This window comes from Chryseobacterium sp. CBTAP 102 (assembly GCF_003201365.1).
Classification (GTDB): domain Bacteria; phylum Bacteroidota; class Bacteroidia; order Flavobacteriales; family Weeksellaceae; genus Chryseobacterium; species Chryseobacterium candidae.
On the sequence record NZ_QICX01000016.1, the window covers coordinates 54,356 to 73,641 of the forward strand.

17 protein-coding genes and 1 pseudogene are annotated in these 19,286 nt (G+C 34.6%); 17 read left to right on the plus strand and 1 reads right to left on the minus strand.

The features are described 5' to 3' along the window. Positions 1 to 229 precede the first annotated feature (229 nt). Entirely contained in the window at positions 230 to 1,261 is a 1,032-nt protein-coding gene (locus tag C8D70_RS18360; RefSeq protein ID WP_110368268.1) for a M23 family metallopeptidase, read from the minus strand. A 224-nt stretch (positions 1,262 to 1,485) separates the two neighbouring features. Here C8D70_RS18360 and C8D70_RS18365 point away from each other — a divergent pair, with 224 nt between their 5' ends. The 17 genes and pseudogenes from C8D70_RS18365 (at position 1,486) to C8D70_RS18455 (ending at position 19,284) form a co-directional block, all read left to right on the plus strand. Then, positions 1,486 to 2,526, plus strand: coding sequence for an NAD(P)H-dependent glycerol-3-phosphate dehydrogenase (locus tag C8D70_RS18365; RefSeq protein ID WP_110368269.1), 1,041 nt, complete (start codon positions 1,486 to 1,488; stop codon positions 2,524 to 2,526). A 267-nt stretch (positions 2,527 to 2,793) separates the two neighbouring features. Then, positions 2,794 to 4,299 (plus strand): malate dehydrogenase (quinone), encoded by a 1,506-nt coding sequence (gene mqo / locus C8D70_RS18370; protein WP_110368270.1) that lies wholly within the window; start codon positions 2,794 to 2,796, stop codon positions 4,297 to 4,299. Between the two features lie 68 nt (positions 4,300 to 4,367). Next, positions 4,368 to 4,769, plus strand: coding sequence for a hypothetical protein (locus C8D70_RS18375; RefSeq protein ID WP_034693615.1), 402 nt, complete (start codon positions 4,368 to 4,370; stop codon positions 4,767 to 4,769). Between the two features lie 32 nt (positions 4,770 to 4,801). Beyond that, positions 4,802 to 4,999: pseudogene (locus C8D70_RS18380) on the plus strand (aminoglycoside 6-adenylyltransferase); the annotation flags it as partial. A gap of 260 nt (positions 5,000 to 5,259) precedes the next feature. Further along, positions 5,260 to 7,989 (plus strand): reprolysin-like metallopeptidase, encoded by a 2,730-nt coding sequence (locus C8D70_RS18385; protein ID WP_110368271.1) that lies wholly within the window; start codon positions 5,260 to 5,262, stop codon positions 7,987 to 7,989. Positions 7,990 to 8,452: 463 nt separating this feature from the next. Then, positions 8,453 to 8,626 carry a transposase gene (locus C8D70_RS21225; RefSeq protein ID WP_110368273.1) on the plus strand — a complete coding sequence of 58 codons (174 nt, stop codon included), beginning with the start codon at positions 8,453 to 8,455 and terminating at the stop codon, positions 8,624 to 8,626. Further along, entirely contained in the window at positions 8,623 to 8,916 is a 294-nt protein-coding gene (locus tag C8D70_RS18400) for a transposase (protein WP_110368274.1), read from the plus strand. The genes C8D70_RS21225 and C8D70_RS18400 overlap by 4 nt, the downstream gene beginning before the upstream one ends. 632 nt (positions 8,917 to 9,548) lie before the next feature. Then, on the plus strand, positions 9,549 to 11,027 hold the full coding sequence (locus C8D70_RS18405) for a hypothetical protein (protein ID WP_110368275.1): 1,479 nt from the start codon (positions 9,549 to 9,551) through the stop codon (positions 11,025 to 11,027). Positions 11,028 to 11,271: 244 nt separating this feature from the next. Then, a complete protein-coding gene (locus C8D70_RS18415; protein ID WP_110368277.1) occupies positions 11,272 to 11,715 on the plus strand; it encodes a transposase in 444 nt (147 codons plus the stop codon). Then, positions 11,708 to 12,028, plus strand: coding sequence for a helix-turn-helix domain-containing protein (locus tag C8D70_RS18420; protein ID WP_228408064.1), 321 nt, complete (start codon positions 11,708 to 11,710; stop codon positions 12,026 to 12,028). Before C8D70_RS18415 ends, C8D70_RS18420 begins: the two co-directional genes overlap by 8 nt. Before the next feature lie 542 nt (positions 12,029 to 12,570). Next, the gene (locus C8D70_RS18425) at positions 12,571 to 14,070 is read left to right on the plus strand and encodes a tetratricopeptide repeat protein (protein ID WP_110368279.1); all 1,500 of its coding nucleotides are present in this window, start codon (positions 12,571 to 12,573) and stop codon (positions 14,068 to 14,070) included. A gap of 308 nt (positions 14,071 to 14,378) precedes the next feature. Then, entirely contained in the window at positions 14,379 to 14,999 is a 621-nt protein-coding gene (locus C8D70_RS18430; protein WP_110368280.1) for a C39 family peptidase, read from the plus strand. 305 nt (positions 15,000 to 15,304) lie between these two features. Further along, positions 15,305 to 16,300 (plus strand): YhcG family protein, encoded by a 996-nt coding sequence (locus tag C8D70_RS18435; RefSeq protein WP_110368281.1) that lies wholly within the window; start codon positions 15,305 to 15,307, stop codon positions 16,298 to 16,300. A gap of 50 nt (positions 16,301 to 16,350) precedes the next feature. After that, complete coding sequence (locus C8D70_RS18440) at positions 16,351 to 17,151, plus strand: GLPGLI family protein (protein ID WP_110368282.1); 801 nt, start codon at positions 16,351 to 16,353, stop codon at positions 17,149 to 17,151. Between the two features lie 154 nt (positions 17,152 to 17,305). Beyond that, the gene (locus C8D70_RS18445) at positions 17,306 to 17,923 is read left to right on the plus strand and encodes a DUF1684 domain-containing protein (protein WP_110368283.1); all 618 of its coding nucleotides are present in this window, start codon (positions 17,306 to 17,308) and stop codon (positions 17,921 to 17,923) included. Positions 17,924 to 17,927: 4 nt separating this feature from the next. Beyond that, positions 17,928 to 18,401 carry a GNAT family N-acetyltransferase gene (locus C8D70_RS18450; RefSeq protein ID WP_228408065.1) on the plus strand — a complete coding sequence of 158 codons (474 nt, stop codon included), beginning with the start codon at positions 17,928 to 17,930 and terminating at the stop codon, positions 18,399 to 18,401. A gap of 73 nt (positions 18,402 to 18,474) precedes the next feature. Further along, the gene (locus tag C8D70_RS18455) at positions 18,475 to 19,284 is read left to right on the plus strand and encodes a glucose 1-dehydrogenase (RefSeq protein ID WP_110368285.1); all 810 of its coding nucleotides are present in this window, start codon (positions 18,475 to 18,477) and stop codon (positions 19,282 to 19,284) included. Positions 19,285 to 19,286: the final 2 nt, after the last annotated feature.

A 19,286-nucleotide genomic window follows, 5' to 3' on the forward strand; every position in this document is an offset into this window, starting at 1 on the left:
GCTTCGTCACATCAGCTTGCTGATTCCAACTTTACCAAAAGATGGGAAATTAAAAACTTTGTGTTAAAATAATCTCTCGCAGATTTTATAGATCTATGATCATGAGAATTATATTAGTGATTCTTTATATTCGTGGAACTATTCGTGTTCTTCGTGTTTAAAAAAGGTCTTTAAATGAATACTCTATTTTGTAAAACCAAAAAACTGCCTCATGAGAGACCGTTTTCTTTTATAGATTCATAAATAATTTCGGGTTAATCGGAGTATTGTTTTTGTGTACTTCATAATGAAGATGAGGCCCTGTAGAACGCCCGGAATTTCCGGATTTTGCAATGACCTGACCAACTTTTACTTTATCATTCACTTTTGAGATAAGTTCAGATAAATGTCCGTATAATGTAGCCAATCCGTTACCATGGGAAACAATCACACAGTTTCCGTAACCGCCTTTCTGTCCTGAGAAAATAACAGTTCCGGCAGCGGCAGCTCTTACATCAGAACCATAAGCCACAGCAATATCGAGCCCTTTGTGGAACTGCATCTGATCAGCTTCAGCAGGTGGATTGTTTTTTTCAGTAACAGTTGTTTTAGTTGCAGGAGTTCCGGAAGCTGCTTTTGTTGTCGTTGCAGGAGCAGAAGTTGCAGCTACAGGAGCCGCTTTTGGTGTAACCATCACTTTTACCTCTCTTTTATTTCCATAGCTGTCTGTAAGTTCTATAATTTTCTCAACAGGTTCAGCTTTTACTTCAGGCTTAGCTGCTGCCACTACTGTTGGTTTTGCCTCTGTTGCGGCACTTGATCTTACCGAAGCAAAAACAGTTTTGAACGGAATAGGATTTTTTCTTATCCCGAAATTAGATGAAATATATCCGTCAGTAGGCATTCCTAATGGAACCTGCATCAGTTTTTTCTGAAGATCCATCAGGTATTGGCTGTATCGGTTAGCCTGCCTGGAAAGATAAATAGAATTTGAAATACTGTCCTGATTGAGCATCATTAGTTTTTCATTAGTGATGTCTTTGGCCTTCAGGAAGGAGTTGAGTTGAGCAACGGTCTGATCTACAAGAGTAAGATCAGTTTTCATTTTTAAATAATCTACACTGTCTTTTTCAGTGTTTATTTTTACAAGGTTCACTTCGTAGGTTTTGTCGTCTCTTTCAGAAAAGAGCTTCGCAATGAATACACCTTGTGCAAAAACTACTAGTAAAAGTCCTCCCAGGAGAATGTTTACGTTCTTCTTGCTGCTTAGAAATTTTTTCATATTTCTTCTCTTAGTAAGTTAAAACGGTTTTGAAGATGCAAATTTAAATAAAAATAAGTTTTGTGAGTTATTTTTATTTAAAATTCAGTTTTTTCTGTATTTAACGGCTAATTAGCTGTTTAATTGTGTGGAAGTGTTAATTTTTTCAGAAAATGGCTTTTATCATAGTTTCAAAGCCTGCGTTACGTCTTTGTTTTAATATCTTTGCATTTCACATTCCAATTATGGCTAAAAAGAAAATTATTTCAGAATCTTCGAATCCAAAAAAGAATAAAAAGGATATTTCTGTAGGAGTTGTAGGAAGCGGAAGTTTTGCAACCGCTATCGTAAAAATGCTTGTTGAAAACTGCAAAGTAGTACACTGGTGTGTAAGAAATGAATTTGTAAAAGGAGCCATTGAGCTTCGTGGACATAACCCGACTTATCTTACAGCTGCACATTTTAATCTTAAAAGTTTAAAGTTGACCACAGATATTAACGAGCTTGTTACTGCCTGTGATGTTATTGTTCTTGCAACACCGTCTATCTACCTGTCTGATACGTTGGATAAGATGACGTGTGATTATTCGGATAAGATTTTTATCTCTGCAATTAAAGGAATTATTCCTAAAGTAAATGATGTGGTAGCGCATTACCTGCGTGATGAATTTAAAATCGGTTTCAGAAACCAGGCTGTTATTGCAGGGCCTTGCCATGCGGAAGAGGTGGCTATGGAAAGACTTTCCTATCTTACGATTGCGACAGTAGAAGATGAAACTGCAGAAAAACTTGAAGGAATCTTCAGTTCAGACTTTATCAAAGTTCATACAAGCAAAGATATTTTAGGAAATGAATACAGTGCCATTCTTAAAAACATTTTTGCAATAGGTGCGGGAATTGCCAGTGGATTAGGATATGGAGATAACTTTACCGCCGTATTTGTTTCCAATGCGATCCGTGAAATGGAAACTTTCCTGGAAGCTATTTACGAAGCACCAAGAGACGTGAATGAAAGTGCCTATCTGGGTGACCTTCTGGTAACAGCATATTCACTTTTCTCAAGAAACAGAAACCTTGGAAACCTGATCGGGAAAGGGTATACGGTAAAATCTGCAATTCAGTCTATGAACATGGTGGCAGAAGGATATTACGCTGCAGATTCCATCTATAAAACAGCGAAACAGAAAAATCTTAAACTCCCGATTATCGATACAGTATATGCTATTTTGTATGAAGGTAAAAATGCTGAAAAACAGTTTAAAAAACTGACTGCAAAATTGAATTAAAAAACAAAGGCGTATTACTAAAACCTTGTTTGTGAAATAAAATTAATTGAACTTAGGCATTTCAATGCTTAAGTTTTTTTATGTTCATTTTGATGATCGTGGAGATGATAATGATATTACATTATCAATCCTTTCAATAATGTTTTATTGAAATTTTCCATGGTTTTTTGTTGCGTACTCAATAAGTGTTTTGAACGAAAAAATAACGTGTAAAATCGTTCCGGTTTTTAAAACTTTTCCCGAAATTTGAAGTAAAATTTTAAAATTATGTCACAATCGCTTACAAGCAGAACACCGAAACCTAAATACGACGTTGTACTGATAGGCGGCGGAATCATGAGCGCCACTTTAGCAACGCTGCTTCATGAATTTGATCCAACTCTTGAAATCGCGATCTTCGAAAGACTCGGAAGATTTGCCAAAGAAAGTACAGCTGCATGGAACAATGCCGGAACAGGACATTCCGCTTTTTGTGAGCTAAATTATACCCCTGAAAAACCAGACGGATCTATTGATATTACCAAAGCTGAAAGTATTGCGGAGCAGTTTGAAATTTCAAAACAATTCTGGTCTTATCTGATTACCAAAGGATATATTCATGAACCCAAAGAATTTATCAATTCCTGTGCACACATGAGTCTGGTATTCGGAGAAAAGGATGCTGAATACCTTAGAAAACGCCACGATAAAATGGCTGAATCTGTCCTTTTTTCAGGAATGGAATTTTCTACAGATCACGAGAAACTGAAAGAATGGATTCCTTTGGTGATGAGCAAAAGAAATCAGTCTGAAGTAATGGCTGCAACAAAGATGGATATGGGAACCGATGTAAACTTCGGAACCCTGACGAGAAAGATGGGAAGACACCTTCTGGAAGATTCCAATGTTGAGGTTTTCTTATACCATGAAGTGAAAGATATCAGCCCGAGAGAAAGCGGTAAATGGGAAATGAAAGTGAAAGACAGAATCCATAGCCACAAACAGGAAGTGGTAGCAGATTTTGTATTCATCGGGGCAGGAGGCTATGCGCTTCCGCTACTGGACAGCTCAGATATTAAAGAAAGTGAAGGCTACGGAGGCTTCCCGGTTTCCGGCCAGTGGCTGGTAAGCCATAATCAGGAATTGGTAGAAAAACACCATGCTAAAGTATATACTCAGGCTACGGTAGATGCTCCGCCAATGTCTGTTCCACACCTGGATCTTAGAATCATTGATGGGAAAAAAGCACTTCTTTTCGGACCTTTTGCAGGATTTTCAACCAAATTTTTAAGAGAAGGAAGTTACCTTGATCTTCCTGAAAGTGTAAATACCAAAAACCTGAAATCCCTTTTCGGCGCATGGTGGCACAATATTCCATTAACGAAATATCTGATCCAGCAGGTTGCCATGACGAAGTCTCAGAGAATGCAGCATTTGAGGGAATTTATCAAAGATGCCAAAGAAGAAGACTGGGAACTGAAAGTAGCAGGACAAAGAGTTCAGATCATCAAAAAAGATGAAAAAGAAGGCGGTAAGCTGGAATTCGGAACTGAAGTAGTAGTGAACAAGAGCGGAACAATCGCTTCCCTGCTGGGAGCTTCCCCAGGCGCATCCACAGCAGTTTATGCCATGTTGAATGTACTGGAAAAATGTTTCCCTGAAAAGTTACACGGAGAATGGAAAGGAAAACTGCTGGAAATGGTTCCTTCTTATGGACAAAAACTGGCAGAAAACCCTGAGCTGACCCATGAAGTAAGAAATTACACCAAAGAAAAATTAGAATTAGAATATTAACATCCATAATGAGCAATGAGTAATAGTCTTTATTACTCATTGCTCATTATTTATTACACATAAAAAAGGTGGAAGAAGTAATTGTAAAACCAGTTATTGCAAAAGAAATCCTGGAATCTCTTCAGGCGAAAACAGAAGAGGAGAGGCAGGTTATTGTACACTGCTGTTTTCCGGCATCACCGTTTCTGGGAAACCTGATCAGGATCTGGCATTCGACCTATCTTTTTGACAACCAGTCTGAGCATAGAAGCAAAATGATTCATGCGGAAAACATTTCAATTTCCCCGTATTGGACGCCGGTTCCTTTTATGAAAGACTTTTGGTTTACCCTGATATTTTCCGGGCTTCCGAAAGACTGTAAAAGTTTTGATCTGAAAGAAGTCATTCCTGAAGAAGGCGGTTTTTTTGTGGAATCAATCAAGAGAAACTCTTCTGACGTGTATCGTGTGAAAATATCAGAGTCTTATTAATATGAAAGTGAGGGAATAAAAGCTGAAAACAGATTATTCAATGGGCTGATAACAATCCTGATATTCGTGCTCTTGTTCTTACCAGTTCATTGGTAAACCCTTACGCTCCCGTAGATGATTTTAGTGATCTTGATATAGAACTTGTTTTTGAAAACAGAACATCTTATGAATCCGGAAATGAATGGATCAGACTCTTTGGTGAACCCATTTCCATGATTGAAGAAGATGATTATAGAGGTGGTTTTGTGAAGTTTTTAGAGTGATATGACCTTGCATAGGTTACAAGATATAGTTTGCTTGTTTAGTAACTATTTATTATATGTATTTCGAAAAACTGCCACAGCATCTAGACCAGTGTAAGATTAAACTTTTTAATGTTGTTTTTATTGAGATTTTTTGAACAGCAAGGGATAGAATAAAATGACATATATCTGTTATTTTATATTATGGTATTCCGACGTACTTTCATTAATAAAATCCAAAAAAAAATATGAAAAAAAAGACTTACTTATGCATGGCCTTAGTAGGCTTAGGGGTGCAATCCCTGTTTGGCCAGAATTTCTGGGAAAAAACAAAAATCAACGAGAGGGAAGTTATTGAGTCCAAAAAAAACATCGGACTCGATTATTCTAAAGCGTATACTTTAGATATTGATCAGTTACGGTCTGTTTTGAAATCTGCGCCTCAATCAAAAACAGGAATGGCAGTTTCTTCCCATGTAACCATTGAAATTCCAACAGTGGAAGGAGGTTTTGAAAAATATACAGTATATGAGGCATCCAATATGTCTCCCAAACTTGCGGAAAAGTTCCCGGATATTAGGTCCTACAGAGGAGTATCAACAAGAGACAAAGGGAATACAATCAGTTTTGGAATTTCACACAAAGGTATCAAAATGATCTTATTTTCAAGAGATCAAAAACCGGTAGTTATAGAACCTGTAGTATCAGACGGATCAGTGTATCTTGTAAGTCCTGCTGTTGCGGAGCAGCTTCCGTTGGAAAAAGGATGGACCTGCAAAGTTAACGATGCTTCGGTGAATAAAAACGTAAACTTCGTTACGGATAACACAGATGACAGAAAATTCAGAACCTATAGGCTGGCGGTTTCCGTAGATGGAGAATTTAGTGCTTATCACGGAGGAACTATTGCCAATTCTCTCGCTGCAGTAAACGATCTGATGAGTTACATCAATCCGGTTTATGAAAGAGATCTGTCAATTCACATGAACCTGATTGATAACAATGATGCTGTGATTTTTCTGGATGCAGCTTCAGATCCGTATAACAGTGCCTACAATCTTAGCAATGACGTTCAGACTACACTTACCAACACCATAGGAGAAACAAATTATGATATAGGAATTATTTTTACCAACCAGGCGGAAGGAGGAAATGCAGGAATGATTGCTTCAGTATGCCGGAACAGTCAGGGATTGGTAAACGGACAGGTTGATAAGAAAAAAGGAAGCGCCTATGCAGGGCCCGTGAACGGAACCGGACCCCAGGGATATATTTATGCGATGGTCATTGCTCACGAAATGGGGCATCAGTATGGAGCCAACCATACCTTTTCCAGACCGGAGAATTTAGACTTGGGTATTTTTGGGTCATCGCCTGAAACCGGAGCTAACAGAGAGCCGGGAAGCGGAACCACTATTATGGCATATGCGGGAGTAACCGCAACCCATGACGTAATGGATAAACACAGTGATCAGTTTTTACATTACAGCATCAGCCAGATCAATAATTATATAAAAACAACAACCTGCGCAACAAGTGTTGGTTTAACGAACAATCCACCAACGGTTAATGCCGGGTCAGATTATACCATTCCAAAAGGAACGGCATTCAAACTTACGGCTGCAGCAAGCGATCCGGATAACAACAGCATTACATATTCATGGGAGGAAGCCGATATTTCGCCCCCTAATCCGCCTTTTACATTCGGAGACTATACTTTTCCAGATCGTAACTCTACAACAACTCCCAATTTCAGAGTTTACTCTCCGGTTTCAAGCCCGGTAAGGTATTTTCCACCTCTGAATGAAGTGTTGGACGGAAGTCTTTACAGTACCTGGAATATGGTCTCCGATGTAGCAAGGAATATGAAGTTCATAAGTCTGGTAAGGGACAACTCTACAGAAGGTGGCCAGACCGCTACAGATGAAGCAATTGTAAGTGTTGATACCAGTACAGGGCCGTTTAAAGTAACTTCCATTTCTCTGAATCAGAACTATCCTTCAGGAAGTAGCCATCAGCTCCAGTGGAATGTTAACGGAACAAATGCTGCCCCTATCAACACGCAGATGGTTAATATCCTGATTTCAACAGATGGAGGAAGCACATTCACAACATTGGTTGCCAATACCGCAAATGATGGGCAGGAAACCATTACCATTCCTTCCATTCCTTCCCAGAAAGCGTATATTATCGTAGAATCTGTAGGAAATATATTCTATGCTGCAAGTCCTGCTTTTGCAATAAATCACAACGTCACCTTGACATGTAATCAGTATCCTGCGAATGGGACATTTGCGATAGCTCCCAATGCACCTGCCAATATTCCAATCAATATTCCTGTAACCAATACTATTGAAGATATTAATGTGGTAATGGACTTATCATATACCAATTTAGAAAATCTGGTATTAACGCTTAGAGGACCTAATGATCAACAGAATCAGATATTCTGGTACAGCAATTGTCCGGGAGTCAGCATTCTGAAGGCTACCTTTGATCAGGAAGGTCAGTCTTTACCAATGAACTGTAATAACCTGAATGCTAGCCCGAATACAAGAATAGAACCTATCAGGCTTGATCTTACCAGGTATTATGGACAAAATCCTAACGGAAACTGGACAATCAGAGCTTTAGATTTGGTGAATAATTCCACGGCTTCTGGAAATGTGAATGCAGCGGCTATAGAACTTTGTACAAGATTAGCTACGTCTACGAGTTTAGCCGTAAAAGACATTGGACTTGAAAAAGATGATTTCCAGATCTATCCGAACCCATCCAACGGAAGGTTTAATATTCTCATGAAAGACAAAACTACCGGAACGGCACATATTTTTGATATGTCCGGAAGATTGCTCCACACACAGGAAAAAGTAGGCAATGAAAGTAAAATAGATCTTACAGGTTTTGCCAAAGGAAATTATATGATAGTGATTGAAGCCGGAACTAAAAAGCTTGCGAAAAAGATCATTATCAAATAGAAGTACACCTATATTATTTTTAGTGATTCTTGGATGGCCCTGATTTCAGGGCTATCCAATTTTATAGCGAGAAAAAACTGCAGATTCAAAAATAATGAAATAGAACTTTTATCATAATAATGGCAGAATTGATTTATTAAATAACGTGAGTTCGATGTAATGAAAGTAGTATGAAGATTTGCAAAAAAGCGAAAGATTTAGTAAGTTAAAGTTATGGATTACAAATAATTAAACTAAATCTTTGCCTGTATTTTGTTCTAATAAAATTACTGAAATTTTCTGCAAAGTTGATGATTTTTGCAAAGAATTTATTCCAGTTTGGGAAAAAGCCATGATTTCTACGAAAAAAAGGAACAGGAAATTTACGATGTCTGTTTCGGAAGTGATGACCATCCAGATCCTTTTCCATCTTTCCGGATATAGAGAGTTCAAGTCCTTTTATTTGGGGTATGTGTAAAAATTCATGAAAGAGTATTTCCCCAAAACAATAAGCTACAACAGAATGGTAGAGCTGAAAAAACAAAGCTTTATGCCCATGAGTATTTTCCTGAAAAGTGAGAATCTATCCGATTGTACCGGGATCAGTTTTGTAGATAGTACACCTTTGAGGGTGTGCCACAACAGGAGGATTCTATGATCACTGCCGGAAATGCAGATGACAGAAATCCACTTCAATATAAACGCTTCATTAAAAAGCTTTATGGGAAAGTTTTTGGGGATAAAGGATATATCTCAAAAGAGCTTTTTCAAAATCTTTTTTCTCAGGGTATTCATCTGGTAACAAAGCTTAAAAAGAATATGAAAACAAAATCTCTAACCCCAATGTTTGATGCCTATATGATACGCAAAAGAGCTATTGTGGAAACCATCTTTGATCAGCTTAAAAACAATTTTGTAGATACTAAACAACTGTATTTATTTCATTAATTATATCGAACTCATGTTAAAATAAATTATATAGTTTGGAATTTATTAAATGATAATGTTAATATTCGTGATGTGGAAGAATTTCTTAGAGAAGAATATAAATGATTCAACTAAGCCAGATTTCAGAAAACTTTTAAGTGCATATGACTATAAAAAATATTCTTAAAGCAAAATATTTATGAAAATTATTCCCACTTTCGCTTTTCATTTAATTTTTTGAGCTTAATCATTTTATAGCTACAGTACGAAAATATCTCAATGAAACCAATATTTATAAATCATTAAAAATCAATACTATAAATAAATCAATAATATATTTGAGTAATTTTTGAGGGTATAGAAAAGCCAAAAAAAGCTTTTGTTATGTGTTACTTTGCATCAGAAACACAGAATATCAGGATTTGTAAAATAATATGTAATAAGATGATTGAAATTAAATTTTAAATTGAATATTTCAAGTAGGAATTAGTACTAAAATTTCCAAATAAATTTTTATAAAAATTATATAAAAAATCATCACAGTTAAAAAACTCCTTCATATTCTAAAGGTGCATAAAATTTTGATTTAACACTTTGTTTAAATTTTTTAAAGCACCTTAGAAAACACTATATATAAAAAAAATATACATTTTATGAAAAAGACAATTTTTTCAGCAGTACTTTTTTTAAGTATTACTGCTATCTATCATGCACAAAGTACAGGTTTTGTAGGAATTAATACAACTACACCTAGAACTACACTTGATGTTACGGCATCTAATGACCCGACAAAATCAGACGGAGTATTAGTTCCACGTATGACAACCGCTCAGCTTGAAAGTAAAAATACAGCTTATGATATCGCGCAAAATGGAACTTTAGTATTTGTTACAAGTGGCACGGGTACTCCCTCCACGAAAACGGAACTAATAACACAGTCTGGTTTTTATTATTATGATGCAACTACTAGCCGTTGGACTCCTTTAAAATCTTTTGCTGTACCACCATCAAGTACAACTGCGAGTAATGGACTATCAATGGTAGGTACTGATGTTCAATTGGGAGGAACACTGAATAAAGATACAAATATTGCAGGCAGTAATAAATTAACATTCTCTGCTCCATTACAAGTAACAAGTGGTACTCCTGGAGCTGGAAAGGTACTAACATCCGATGCTACGGGTAATGCTACTTGGGGTACATTGCCTGCTGCTACAGTTACCACAGCCAACAACGGATTAACAATGAACGGTACAACTACACAATTGGGTGGAGCTTTAACTCAGGCTACCAATATTACAGGAGCAAGCAGACTAACATTAGCAACTCCTACTACCGTATCCGGAGCCTTACAAATAAGTAGCGGGACACCTGGTGCAGGCAAGATACTAACATCCGATGCTACAGGTAATGCTACTTGGGGTACATTGCCTGCTGCTACAGTTACCACAGCCAACAACGGATTAACAATGAACGGTACAACTACACAATTGGGTGGAACTTTAACTCAGGCTACCAATATTACAGGAGCAAGCAGACTAACATTAGCAACTCCTACTACCGTATCCGGAGCCTTACAAATAAGTAGCGGGACACCTGGTGCAGGTAAGATACTAACATCGGATGCCAGCGGAAATGCTTCTTGGGAGCAGCCAAATGTATTTCGAACCCCATTATTCCCAAATTCTAGCGGATTCAGCTACAACGGACCTTTAGTGTCTGGTATTAATAGTGGGATTTCTATTACACTGCCTCCCAATTCCACATGGATTATACATATACAACAATTAATACGATTTAACAGAGCTTTAAAAGTATATCAATCAGGTACTAATATACTGAGTGAAGGAGTTTGGGTGAGATTCCATTGGTCTGACAGTACTAATGGAAATGCGTCTTCTGATATTCTTGCGGGAAGGTTAATTTCCGCAGCCTGTTATCCTGGACCTAATTATCATATGCTTAATGGTGAGACAATTATTAAAAATAATTCTGCAGTGTCTAAAAGCTATTATCTAACAACAGCTACCATTGATACAGCTTCTTTGGATACTACTAATCCGATTACATTTAATGGCTTATTTTTTGCCTGGAGTGAAAATACTCTTTATGCACTTCCTTCTAATAATTGATTTTTATAGTTTTAAATTTTTAAAATGATTTAAATATAGATGATTTAGACTTCAGATAAACTAAGATGTTTTCTCAATGCACATATATATATATAATTTTTGAGAAAGAGTTATCTTTTTTATTTTGTCTGAAGGTAAAAAAAGAAATTAAATATAACCTAAAAGCTGTGTAAGAAAATACAATGATAATACTCCAATTATGATCTTTAAATTTCCTTTTAACCCCTAAAGCTAAATAACAAACATGGAAATTGAAAATTTTAAAAATATACATTTGGGTAGGCTTTTAAAGCAAAGAGTTGATGAATGTGAAATAAGTAATCAGAGAATTTGCAATTTCTTTAAATGTGACTCGATGAATTTTAATCATATTTATAATTCAGAAAGTATTGATGTAATAGATCTATTAAAATGGTCAAAATTGTTAGAGTATGATTTCTTTAGATTGTACTCTCAACATCTCATATTGTATTCACCTGCTACAGCCCACTCTGAACTTTCAAGTAAATTATCAAAAACAAAACTTCCATGCTTTAGGAAAAACATTTATACAAAAGAGTTAATAGATTTTATTATTGAATCATTAAATAATGGCAAAAAAACCAAAAATCAAATCATAACTCAATATAAAATTCCTAAGACCACTCTGTATAAGTGGTTAAGTAAATACAATAATGAAAATGAATAAGCCTAATTATAAGTTAATTTATTCAGATATAATAAACGAAAAATATCCTTCAAAAAAGAAACAATGTTCAAATTTTCTTAATAAAGATGAACTTACGGTTTTGGACGTTATTAATATCAATAGAATAATATTTGGATCTACAGAAGTTAATGCTAAAGAAAATCAAAAATTTAAAAGTTATGATCAAAATACTATTAGTAGAATATTAACATATCAGAAGGAAAATAAGTTTACTAACAGTCAAACGGCAATTGAATTTAAGATGAGTAGAAATACTTTAACTAGTTGGAAAAAGAAGTACTCTATAAAGTAAATTCATAAAGTGATTATTTATTTTCTTAAAAAAATTATTTCATTCGATATGAAAAGAATTTTTAAGAAAATTTAGGGATAGATTGCTTTTTAAGCATGATATGAATTTTTATAACCCCATTTAGTTGAAACTAAGTAAAGAATGTATTATTAACAATTACGCTATGAATTCCTTTCAAATGGTTACAATTGATTATTACATAAAGGTTCTGTGGATTCTAAATTTACAAATGATGATGGACTGAGTACAAAGTGGGATTAAAAATTCCACTTTTGTAACTCTTTTTTATTTAAAAAATAAATTATATTTTTCAATTTTATATTAATTTTTTTTTACATGTTTTTTATTAAGATTGTGACTATAATCACAATCTTTTTACTTGTATTTATTTAATTATTATGATAATAAAATTTAAAAGTTTATTGAGATAGTATAAATAATGTTAAAAATGAAGAGATCTGATAAACCAGTTTTTTCAATCTAAATTATTATTTTGTTATGAAATGTCGTAAATTTATAACTAAAAACAAAAATAACCTATAATGTGCATTAAGTTAAAAAAAATCATAGTAATTATAAATAAAAGCCGCCCATTAATACATCGTTTATTATCCGTATTTATTTTATTTTTATCAAAAATTTTTTTTTGCCAAAATTCTCCCGCTCAAATTGATTCTTTATATAATACTACATATGAGTATAGAAAACAAGGAAAATATAATGAGGCAATAAATTTAAATCTGAAACTGATAGAATATTCAAAATCTCAGAAGTATGCAAAAGGAGCTGCTTATTCAAGTTACGAGGTTGGAAATCTCTATTATAATTTGGGAAACTATAAACAAAGTCTAGTTTATTTAGATCAGTCTTTGTCTTATAACAAAGAAGTTAAGAGCCCAGAGCTTTATTCTAAAATCTACGCTGAAATAGGCAAAAATTATAGCATGCTCTCTTTATTACAAAATGCTATAAACAATTATAATATAGCAGAGCAATGGTCATTAAAAGTATCAGATAAGGATAAAAAAGAAAAAACACTTTTTTATATATATAGTTGTAAAGCAGTTAGTTATGAGGCATTGGGCGATTTAAAGGCTTCAATTTTGGCTGCAGAAAATGCTTTCAAAATAAAACAAAATGTCATTTCCGCAACGAGATTAGCAAAAAACTATATTCGTTTTAATAACGACTTAGCTAAAGCCAAAAAATTTTTGGATATAGCAGATAGTTTTATTCAATCAGATTCTAGCGTAACTCCATATGATAGAATAGCATTTCTATATGCAGAGGGGCTATATTATAATAAAAATAAAGAATATCAAAAATCTGAAGAATCTTATCTGGAAGCAATTAGTATAGCTAAAAAGTTAAATCGTCCAAATGAGGAAAAAGAACTTTATAAACTATTATATCAAACTTACAAAGAAGGTAATAAAGATGAAAAATCTCTCTTAGATATTTTAGAAAAGTATACGGTTATCAATGATAGCATGGAAAATGAAAACAGTAGACTTATAGAAGAACCAATACACACAATAGTTAATGAAAAACAAAAAGAATACAGACAAAATTATAAGTGGCTTTTATACATAGGGATTGTTATACTTTCTGTAGTTTCTTTAGTGACTTACAGTTTATTTAAAAGGAGTGAGAATCGTAAAAAAAAGATTATTTTAGAAAAAGAAGAGATTATTTTAAAAAAGCAAGACGAAGCGCAGGAATTGAAGCAAAAAATAAATGAGTCTTTCTCCGAATTAGTACAATTAGCTGAAAAAAATAGTCCTCAATTTTGGATTAGATTTCAGGAAGTATATCCCGAATATCTTAGTAAGATGCTTACAGTGAATCCTAAGTTTACGAATGCTGAATTAATTCTTAGTGCCTACATCTATATTGGAATTTCAAGTAAAGATATTGCTTCATATACATTCAGAAGTTTAAAAACAATTGAGAACATTAGATATTCTTTAAGAAAAAAATTAGGTATTTCTTCTGACGAAAATCTAAATGTTTGGCTAAGAGATTATATTAAACTACATTAACATCAAAACTATTTTTATGTGTGCTATAACAAACAATAGATTCGCTACAAACTATGATAGGGTTTAATTAGCAATAGAAGATACCAGAGAGAAAAATTTGAGAAGTCTGCTCAGCAATCTATAAACTATGCGTTTATCCAGCTGCTTAAATTAGTAAGTTTTATAATTTCAGGCAATTGAGTTTCTCTGATAATATATTAGCGAACATTTATATGATTAGTATTTACGCAATGCGTAAATTTAGATGTTACCTGCCATTTTAAGGTAAGACCCAAACAAGTAATATCAAACATTAAATTGAAATTGACATGAAAAAACTAGTAAATCTAATTTTAACTCTAATGCTAAGTTTAAGCATTGGACAAAATGTATTCGGACAACAACCAGCTTATGTTGGAATACCGAGTAGCAACTTTAACTATTTTGCATCAAGCCAACGAAATTCAAATTGGTGTTGGGCAGCTTCCTTACAAATGATTTTCAATTACTATGGAGTTAATATAACCCAAGAGCAAATAGTAGCAAGAAGTTATGGGGTTGACCCATATGGACAATTGCCAAATTGGACAGGCAGCTTTCAAGTGATAACAGCAAATTTGAATAATTGGAGTGTTGATAATTCAGGGAGAAGTTATGCAGTAGGTGCAACATTAAATTGGGGAGCACCAACGCCATCATATTTAGTACAAGAATTAACAGCACAAAGACCAGTGTTAATTGGTTATAGATCTGGTTCAAATTCTGGTCATGCAGTTGTTGTAACAGCATGTAGTTATATTCCATCTGTCTATGGACCTATCATCCAATCAATTGTAGTTAGAGACCCCTGGCCAAGTCAAGAGAATATTAACAATAATGGTAGAGCAGAGTATCCAGGACAGAATATTGCAAACCTAATGCAGGCTCATTGGTATATAAGAATACAATGACAAAACAAAAACGGCAGGTAATACGATGAACTAAGTCTCAAAAAATGATTATATAGCTATTCTAGATTTATTCGAAGAAAATACCTCGAGGCTTGCCTCGGGGTCAAAAGAGGAAAAGTTTGAAAAACTGATGATTTTTCATAAAACTAAAAATAGAGTTTCTTCCATTGAATACCTCGGGGATCTGCCCCGGGGATAATTTATTAAATTGCTGAATGTTTGGTGTGTTCTATAAATTAATAAAACCTGAAAAACGATCTTGAGGTTAACTAAATTACACACAGTAAATTTTGTAATTTTGGTAAATGATAGAAAAGACACCAGAATTTAATCAAGACCTTTACAGTTCCATTGCAAAAATTATTGTTGATGCCAAAGACCAGGTTTATAGAAACAGTAATACTATATTGCTGAAAATGTATTGGGAAATTGGGCAGCTTATTATTGAGGATGAACAAAATGGTGAACTTCGTGCGAAGTATGGAAAATCAGTCTTAAAGAATCTTGCTAATCATCTATCATTGGAGTTTGGAAAGGGATTTAATGAAAGAAATCTTAATAATATGCGAGCTTTTTTCATCGCATTTCCAATTTGGAACGCAGTGCGTACCGAATTGAGCTGGACTCACTACCGAATTATTAGTAGAATTGAAAATACTGAACACCGAATACAGTATATAGAACATTCTATTGAAGGAAACTGGAATACCAGGACACTTCAAAGAAACATTGACAGCCAGTATTTAGGTAGATTATTAAAATTTCCGGAAGCAGAAAACAAAGAAATATCCAATTATATTAAAGACCCCTACATATTTGAATTCTTAGGACTTCCTTCAGACATATCACAAACTGAAACTCAAATAGAATCAGCTTTAATTACGCACCTTCAGCAATTTTTAATGGAGTTAGGGAAAGGGTTTGCGTTTGTTGCCAGACAGCAGCATATCGTTACTGATACTTCAGATTTCTATATAGATCTGGTATTTTACAACTATTACCTTAAATGCTTTGTGCTTGTAGATCTTAAAACTCATAAGCTGACTCACGAAGCCATTGGGCAAATGGATATGTATGTAAGAATGTATAATGATCTGAAGAAAGGAGTTGATGACAATCCCACAATAGGAATTATTTTATGTACCGAAAAAGATGAAACGGTCGTGAAATACTCCGTAATGTCAGAAAATGAGAAGCTATTCGCAAGTAAATACAGAACATATCTTCCTGACGAAAAAGAACTGAAAAATTTGATAGAGGCAGACAGAGTGAAATTTGAGCTGGACAATCAAAAAGAATAAAAATACCCAATATAAATACCCGATTAAAGTCTCAAAAAACGATAGATTCTATGAAAATAGCACACAAATTGAAATTTATTTTATTTTTTTTACTACTATCAACATCTTTTTTTTCACAAAAGTTTAGCTTTATTTATGAAGCTAAATATAGAACAAGTAAAGAAAAACCTGAAAATATTAATACTGAAAATATGATTTTGGATTTGGAGAATAATACTTCTATTTTTAGAGATTCCATGTCCAGAAATGCTGATTCCCTGAAGCTCATTAATAAAAGTGGAGGCTATATTATGGGGGTTGAAAATCAATTTTATATTAAAAAAGATATCATTAATAAAAAAATAGAGAAAATTATTACTTACTTAAAGGCAAATTATGTTCTACCGATTGATGAACAGCTAAATTGGAAAATCATACCTGAACAAAAAACTATTGGAAAATATAAATCGCAAAAAGCAGAAGTTAGTTATGGCGGTAGAAACTGGATTGCTTGGTTTACGACGGAATTGCCTTTTAATGATGGCCCCTATATTTTCAATGGATTACCTGGTTTAATCATTTCCATTGAAGATACAGAACATGATTACTCATTCAATTTAATACAGGTAAAAAAAGGCAGCAATTGGTTTGATGTAAGGACAAAAACAATTAAAATCGACTGGACACAATATGAGCAGCTAGGAAAATCATATTATAATGACCCCTGGAATACCAAAACCGCCAAAAAAGTTATATTTACAGATCCTCAGGGAAATGAAAAAGATATGAATGAAATGATCAGAGAAGCGCAAAAATCTATTCTTGAAGAAAATAATCCTTTAGAGTTGAATCACAAAATCAATTATAAATAAAAACTTCCGCGGAATGGTATCGCCATTTTGAAACTACCAATGGTTTTATTAATTTGTAATGAAGATAAACTTTATTATTTTTCTTTATTAGATACGGACGAATTGTTGCTGAATAATTTTAATAAACGGTAGTTTTACTTATAATTTTAAATTCATGAAAAAATATATCATACTCTTTTTACTGCTTCCACTATGGGTTTTTTCTCAAAAAAAGTTGTCAAAGGAAGAGAAAGAGGTCCAGAAATTTCAGAAAGAGCTCAATGCAGAATATCTTAACCCAAAAGAGACTCCGTTAAGAGGTAATAATTTTAAAAAATTTAAAGGGCATCCCTTCTTTCCTTTTGATAATAAATACAGAGTGACAGCACAATTTGTCAAATCAGAAGATACAAAACCCTTCGATCTTCCTACGTCTTCAGGAAAAACAAAGTCGTATCAGGAATATGGAAAAGCAACCTTTACGTTGGATGGTAAGCCCTATACTGTAACGCTTTACCAAAGTCTGGATTTGATCAAACAGGAAAAATATAAAGACTACCTCTTCCTTCCGTTCCGTGATGCTACCAATGAAAAAGAGACCTATGGAGGAGGGAAATATATGGATCTTAAAATCCCGAAAGGAAATACTATCGTGCTTGATTTCAACCAGTCCTATCATCCCTTCTGTGCTTATAACGCTTATGATTACAATTGCCCCATTGTTCCTGAGGAAAATAAACTTCCTGTAGAAATCCGTGCAGGGGTAATGTATGAAGATATCTACCATCACTAATACTATGATACATTTAGAATTCTTTAGACCAGAAGATCTTTCCGGAGTCAGTTATGTTTTGGATGACAATCAGATGAGGTTTACAGCGACTGCTCAGCAGGCTTTAAAAAGCATAAGTGAGCGGGATGATGATGACGCATTTCCAGTGACGATATTTCAAAATGATCTGCCTGTAGGTTTTTTTGTTCTTGATTTTGGAAAAGATAAACTTGATCTTACAGATAATGAGAATTCAGTTTTACTGCGTTCCCTTTCTGTGAATCCTCAGATGCAGGGAATGGGAATTGGAAAAGCTGCGATGCTGGAAGTAGGTACTTTTGTCCAAAATCATTTCAAGACCTGCGATGAAATTGTGCTGGCTGTCAACCAGAAAAATGAATCTGCTTACCATATTTATCTTCAGGCAGGATATATTTATGACGGTAAAACGAGGATCGGAAGAAGCGGGCCTCAATACCTGATGTATAAAAAACTTTAATAAAATTTTAAAATCATAATTTTTTATCTGCTGATATCTTTCCATAACTTTGAGTAACATCAAATTACAAAACATGGAAATATCACTTCAAAATCAGGTGGCTGTAGTCACAGGAGCTTCCAGTGGAATCGGTTCAGGAATTGCAAAATCATTGGCTGCAGCAGGAGCAACAGTCATTGTTAATCATTCTTCAGAAAGATCTACGGATGAAGCCAAAGCTGTCTTAAAAGAAATAACGGACGCCGGAGGAAAGGGAATGACCTACCAATGCGATGTTTCCAGGGAAGACCAGGTAGTCAGAATGTTTCAGGATGTCATTGCTGAATACCAGACTGTAGATATTCTGGTTAATAATGCAGGCATTCAAAAGGATGCGAAATTCACTGAAATGACTTTGGATCAATGGAATGCTGTCATTGGAGTCAATCTGACGGGGCAATTTCTATGCGCCAGAGAAGCCATTAAAGAATTTCTGCGACGGGGAATAGATCCTTCTCGGTCTGTTGCCTGTGGAAAAATTATTCATATCAGTTCAGTGCACGAAATTATTCCGTGGGCGGGACATGCTAATTATGCTTCCAGTAAAGGTGCAGTCAGAATGCTGATGCAGACATTGGCTCAGGAATATGGTGCAGACAAAATACGTGTCAATTCCATTTGCCCGGGAGCTATTCAAACTCCCATTAATAAGAATGCCTGGGATACTCCGGAAGCTCTCAATTCTCTCCTTACTCTTATTCCTTATAACCGAATCGGTCAGCCACAGGATATCGGAAACTTAGCTGCATTCCTTGCCAGTGACCTTGCGGATTATATCACCGGAACCAGCATTTTCGTGGATGGTGGAATGACTACATTTGAAAGTTTTTCTACGGGAGGGTAGGA

Excerpts from the sequence above, each read along its gene's own strand:
- C8D70_RS18360 (WP_110368268.1), bottom strand. The coding sequence starts at position 1,261 with ATGAAAAAATTTCTAAGCAGCAAGAAGAACGTAAACATTCTCCTGGGA.
- C8D70_RS18365 (WP_110368269.1), top strand. The coding sequence starts at position 1,486 with ATGGCTAAAAAGAAAATTATTTCAGAATCTTCGAATCCAAAAAAGAAT.
- mqo (WP_110368270.1), top strand. The coding sequence starts at position 2,794 with ATGTCACAATCGCTTACAAGCAGAACACCGAAACCTAAATACGACGTT.
- C8D70_RS18385 (WP_110368271.1), top strand. The coding sequence starts at position 5,260 with ATGAAAAAAAAGACTTACTTATGCATGGCCTTAGTAGGCTTAGGGGTG.
- C8D70_RS21225 (WP_110368273.1), top strand. The coding sequence starts at position 8,453 with ATGAAAGAGTATTTCCCCAAAACAATAAGCTACAACAGAATGGTAGAG.
- C8D70_RS18400 (WP_110368274.1), top strand. The coding sequence starts at position 8,623 with ATGATCACTGCCGGAAATGCAGATGACAGAAATCCACTTCAATATAAA.
- C8D70_RS18405 (WP_110368275.1), top strand. The coding sequence starts at position 9,549 with ATGAAAAAGACAATTTTTTCAGCAGTACTTTTTTTAAGTATTACTGCT.
- C8D70_RS18415 (WP_110368277.1), top strand. The coding sequence starts at position 11,272 with ATGGAAATTGAAAATTTTAAAAATATACATTTGGGTAGGCTTTTAAAG.
- C8D70_RS18420 (WP_228408064.1), top strand. The coding sequence starts at position 11,708 with ATGAATAAGCCTAATTATAAGTTAATTTATTCAGATATAATAAACGAA.
- C8D70_RS18425 (WP_110368279.1), top strand. The coding sequence starts at position 12,571 with ATGTGCATTAAGTTAAAAAAAATCATAGTAATTATAAATAAAAGCCGC.
- C8D70_RS18430 (WP_110368280.1), top strand. The coding sequence starts at position 14,379 with ATGAAAAAACTAGTAAATCTAATTTTAACTCTAATGCTAAGTTTAAGC.
- C8D70_RS18435 (WP_110368281.1), top strand. The coding sequence starts at position 15,305 with ATGATAGAAAAGACACCAGAATTTAATCAAGACCTTTACAGTTCCATT.
- C8D70_RS18440 (WP_110368282.1), top strand. The coding sequence starts at position 16,351 with ATGAAAATAGCACACAAATTGAAATTTATTTTATTTTTTTTACTACTA.
- C8D70_RS18445 (WP_110368283.1), top strand. The coding sequence starts at position 17,306 with ATGAAAAAATATATCATACTCTTTTTACTGCTTCCACTATGGGTTTTT.
- C8D70_RS18450 (WP_228408065.1), top strand. The coding sequence starts at position 17,928 with ATGATACATTTAGAATTCTTTAGACCAGAAGATCTTTCCGGAGTCAGT.
- C8D70_RS18455 (WP_110368285.1), top strand. The coding sequence starts at position 18,475 with ATGGAAATATCACTTCAAAATCAGGTGGCTGTAGTCACAGGAGCTTCC.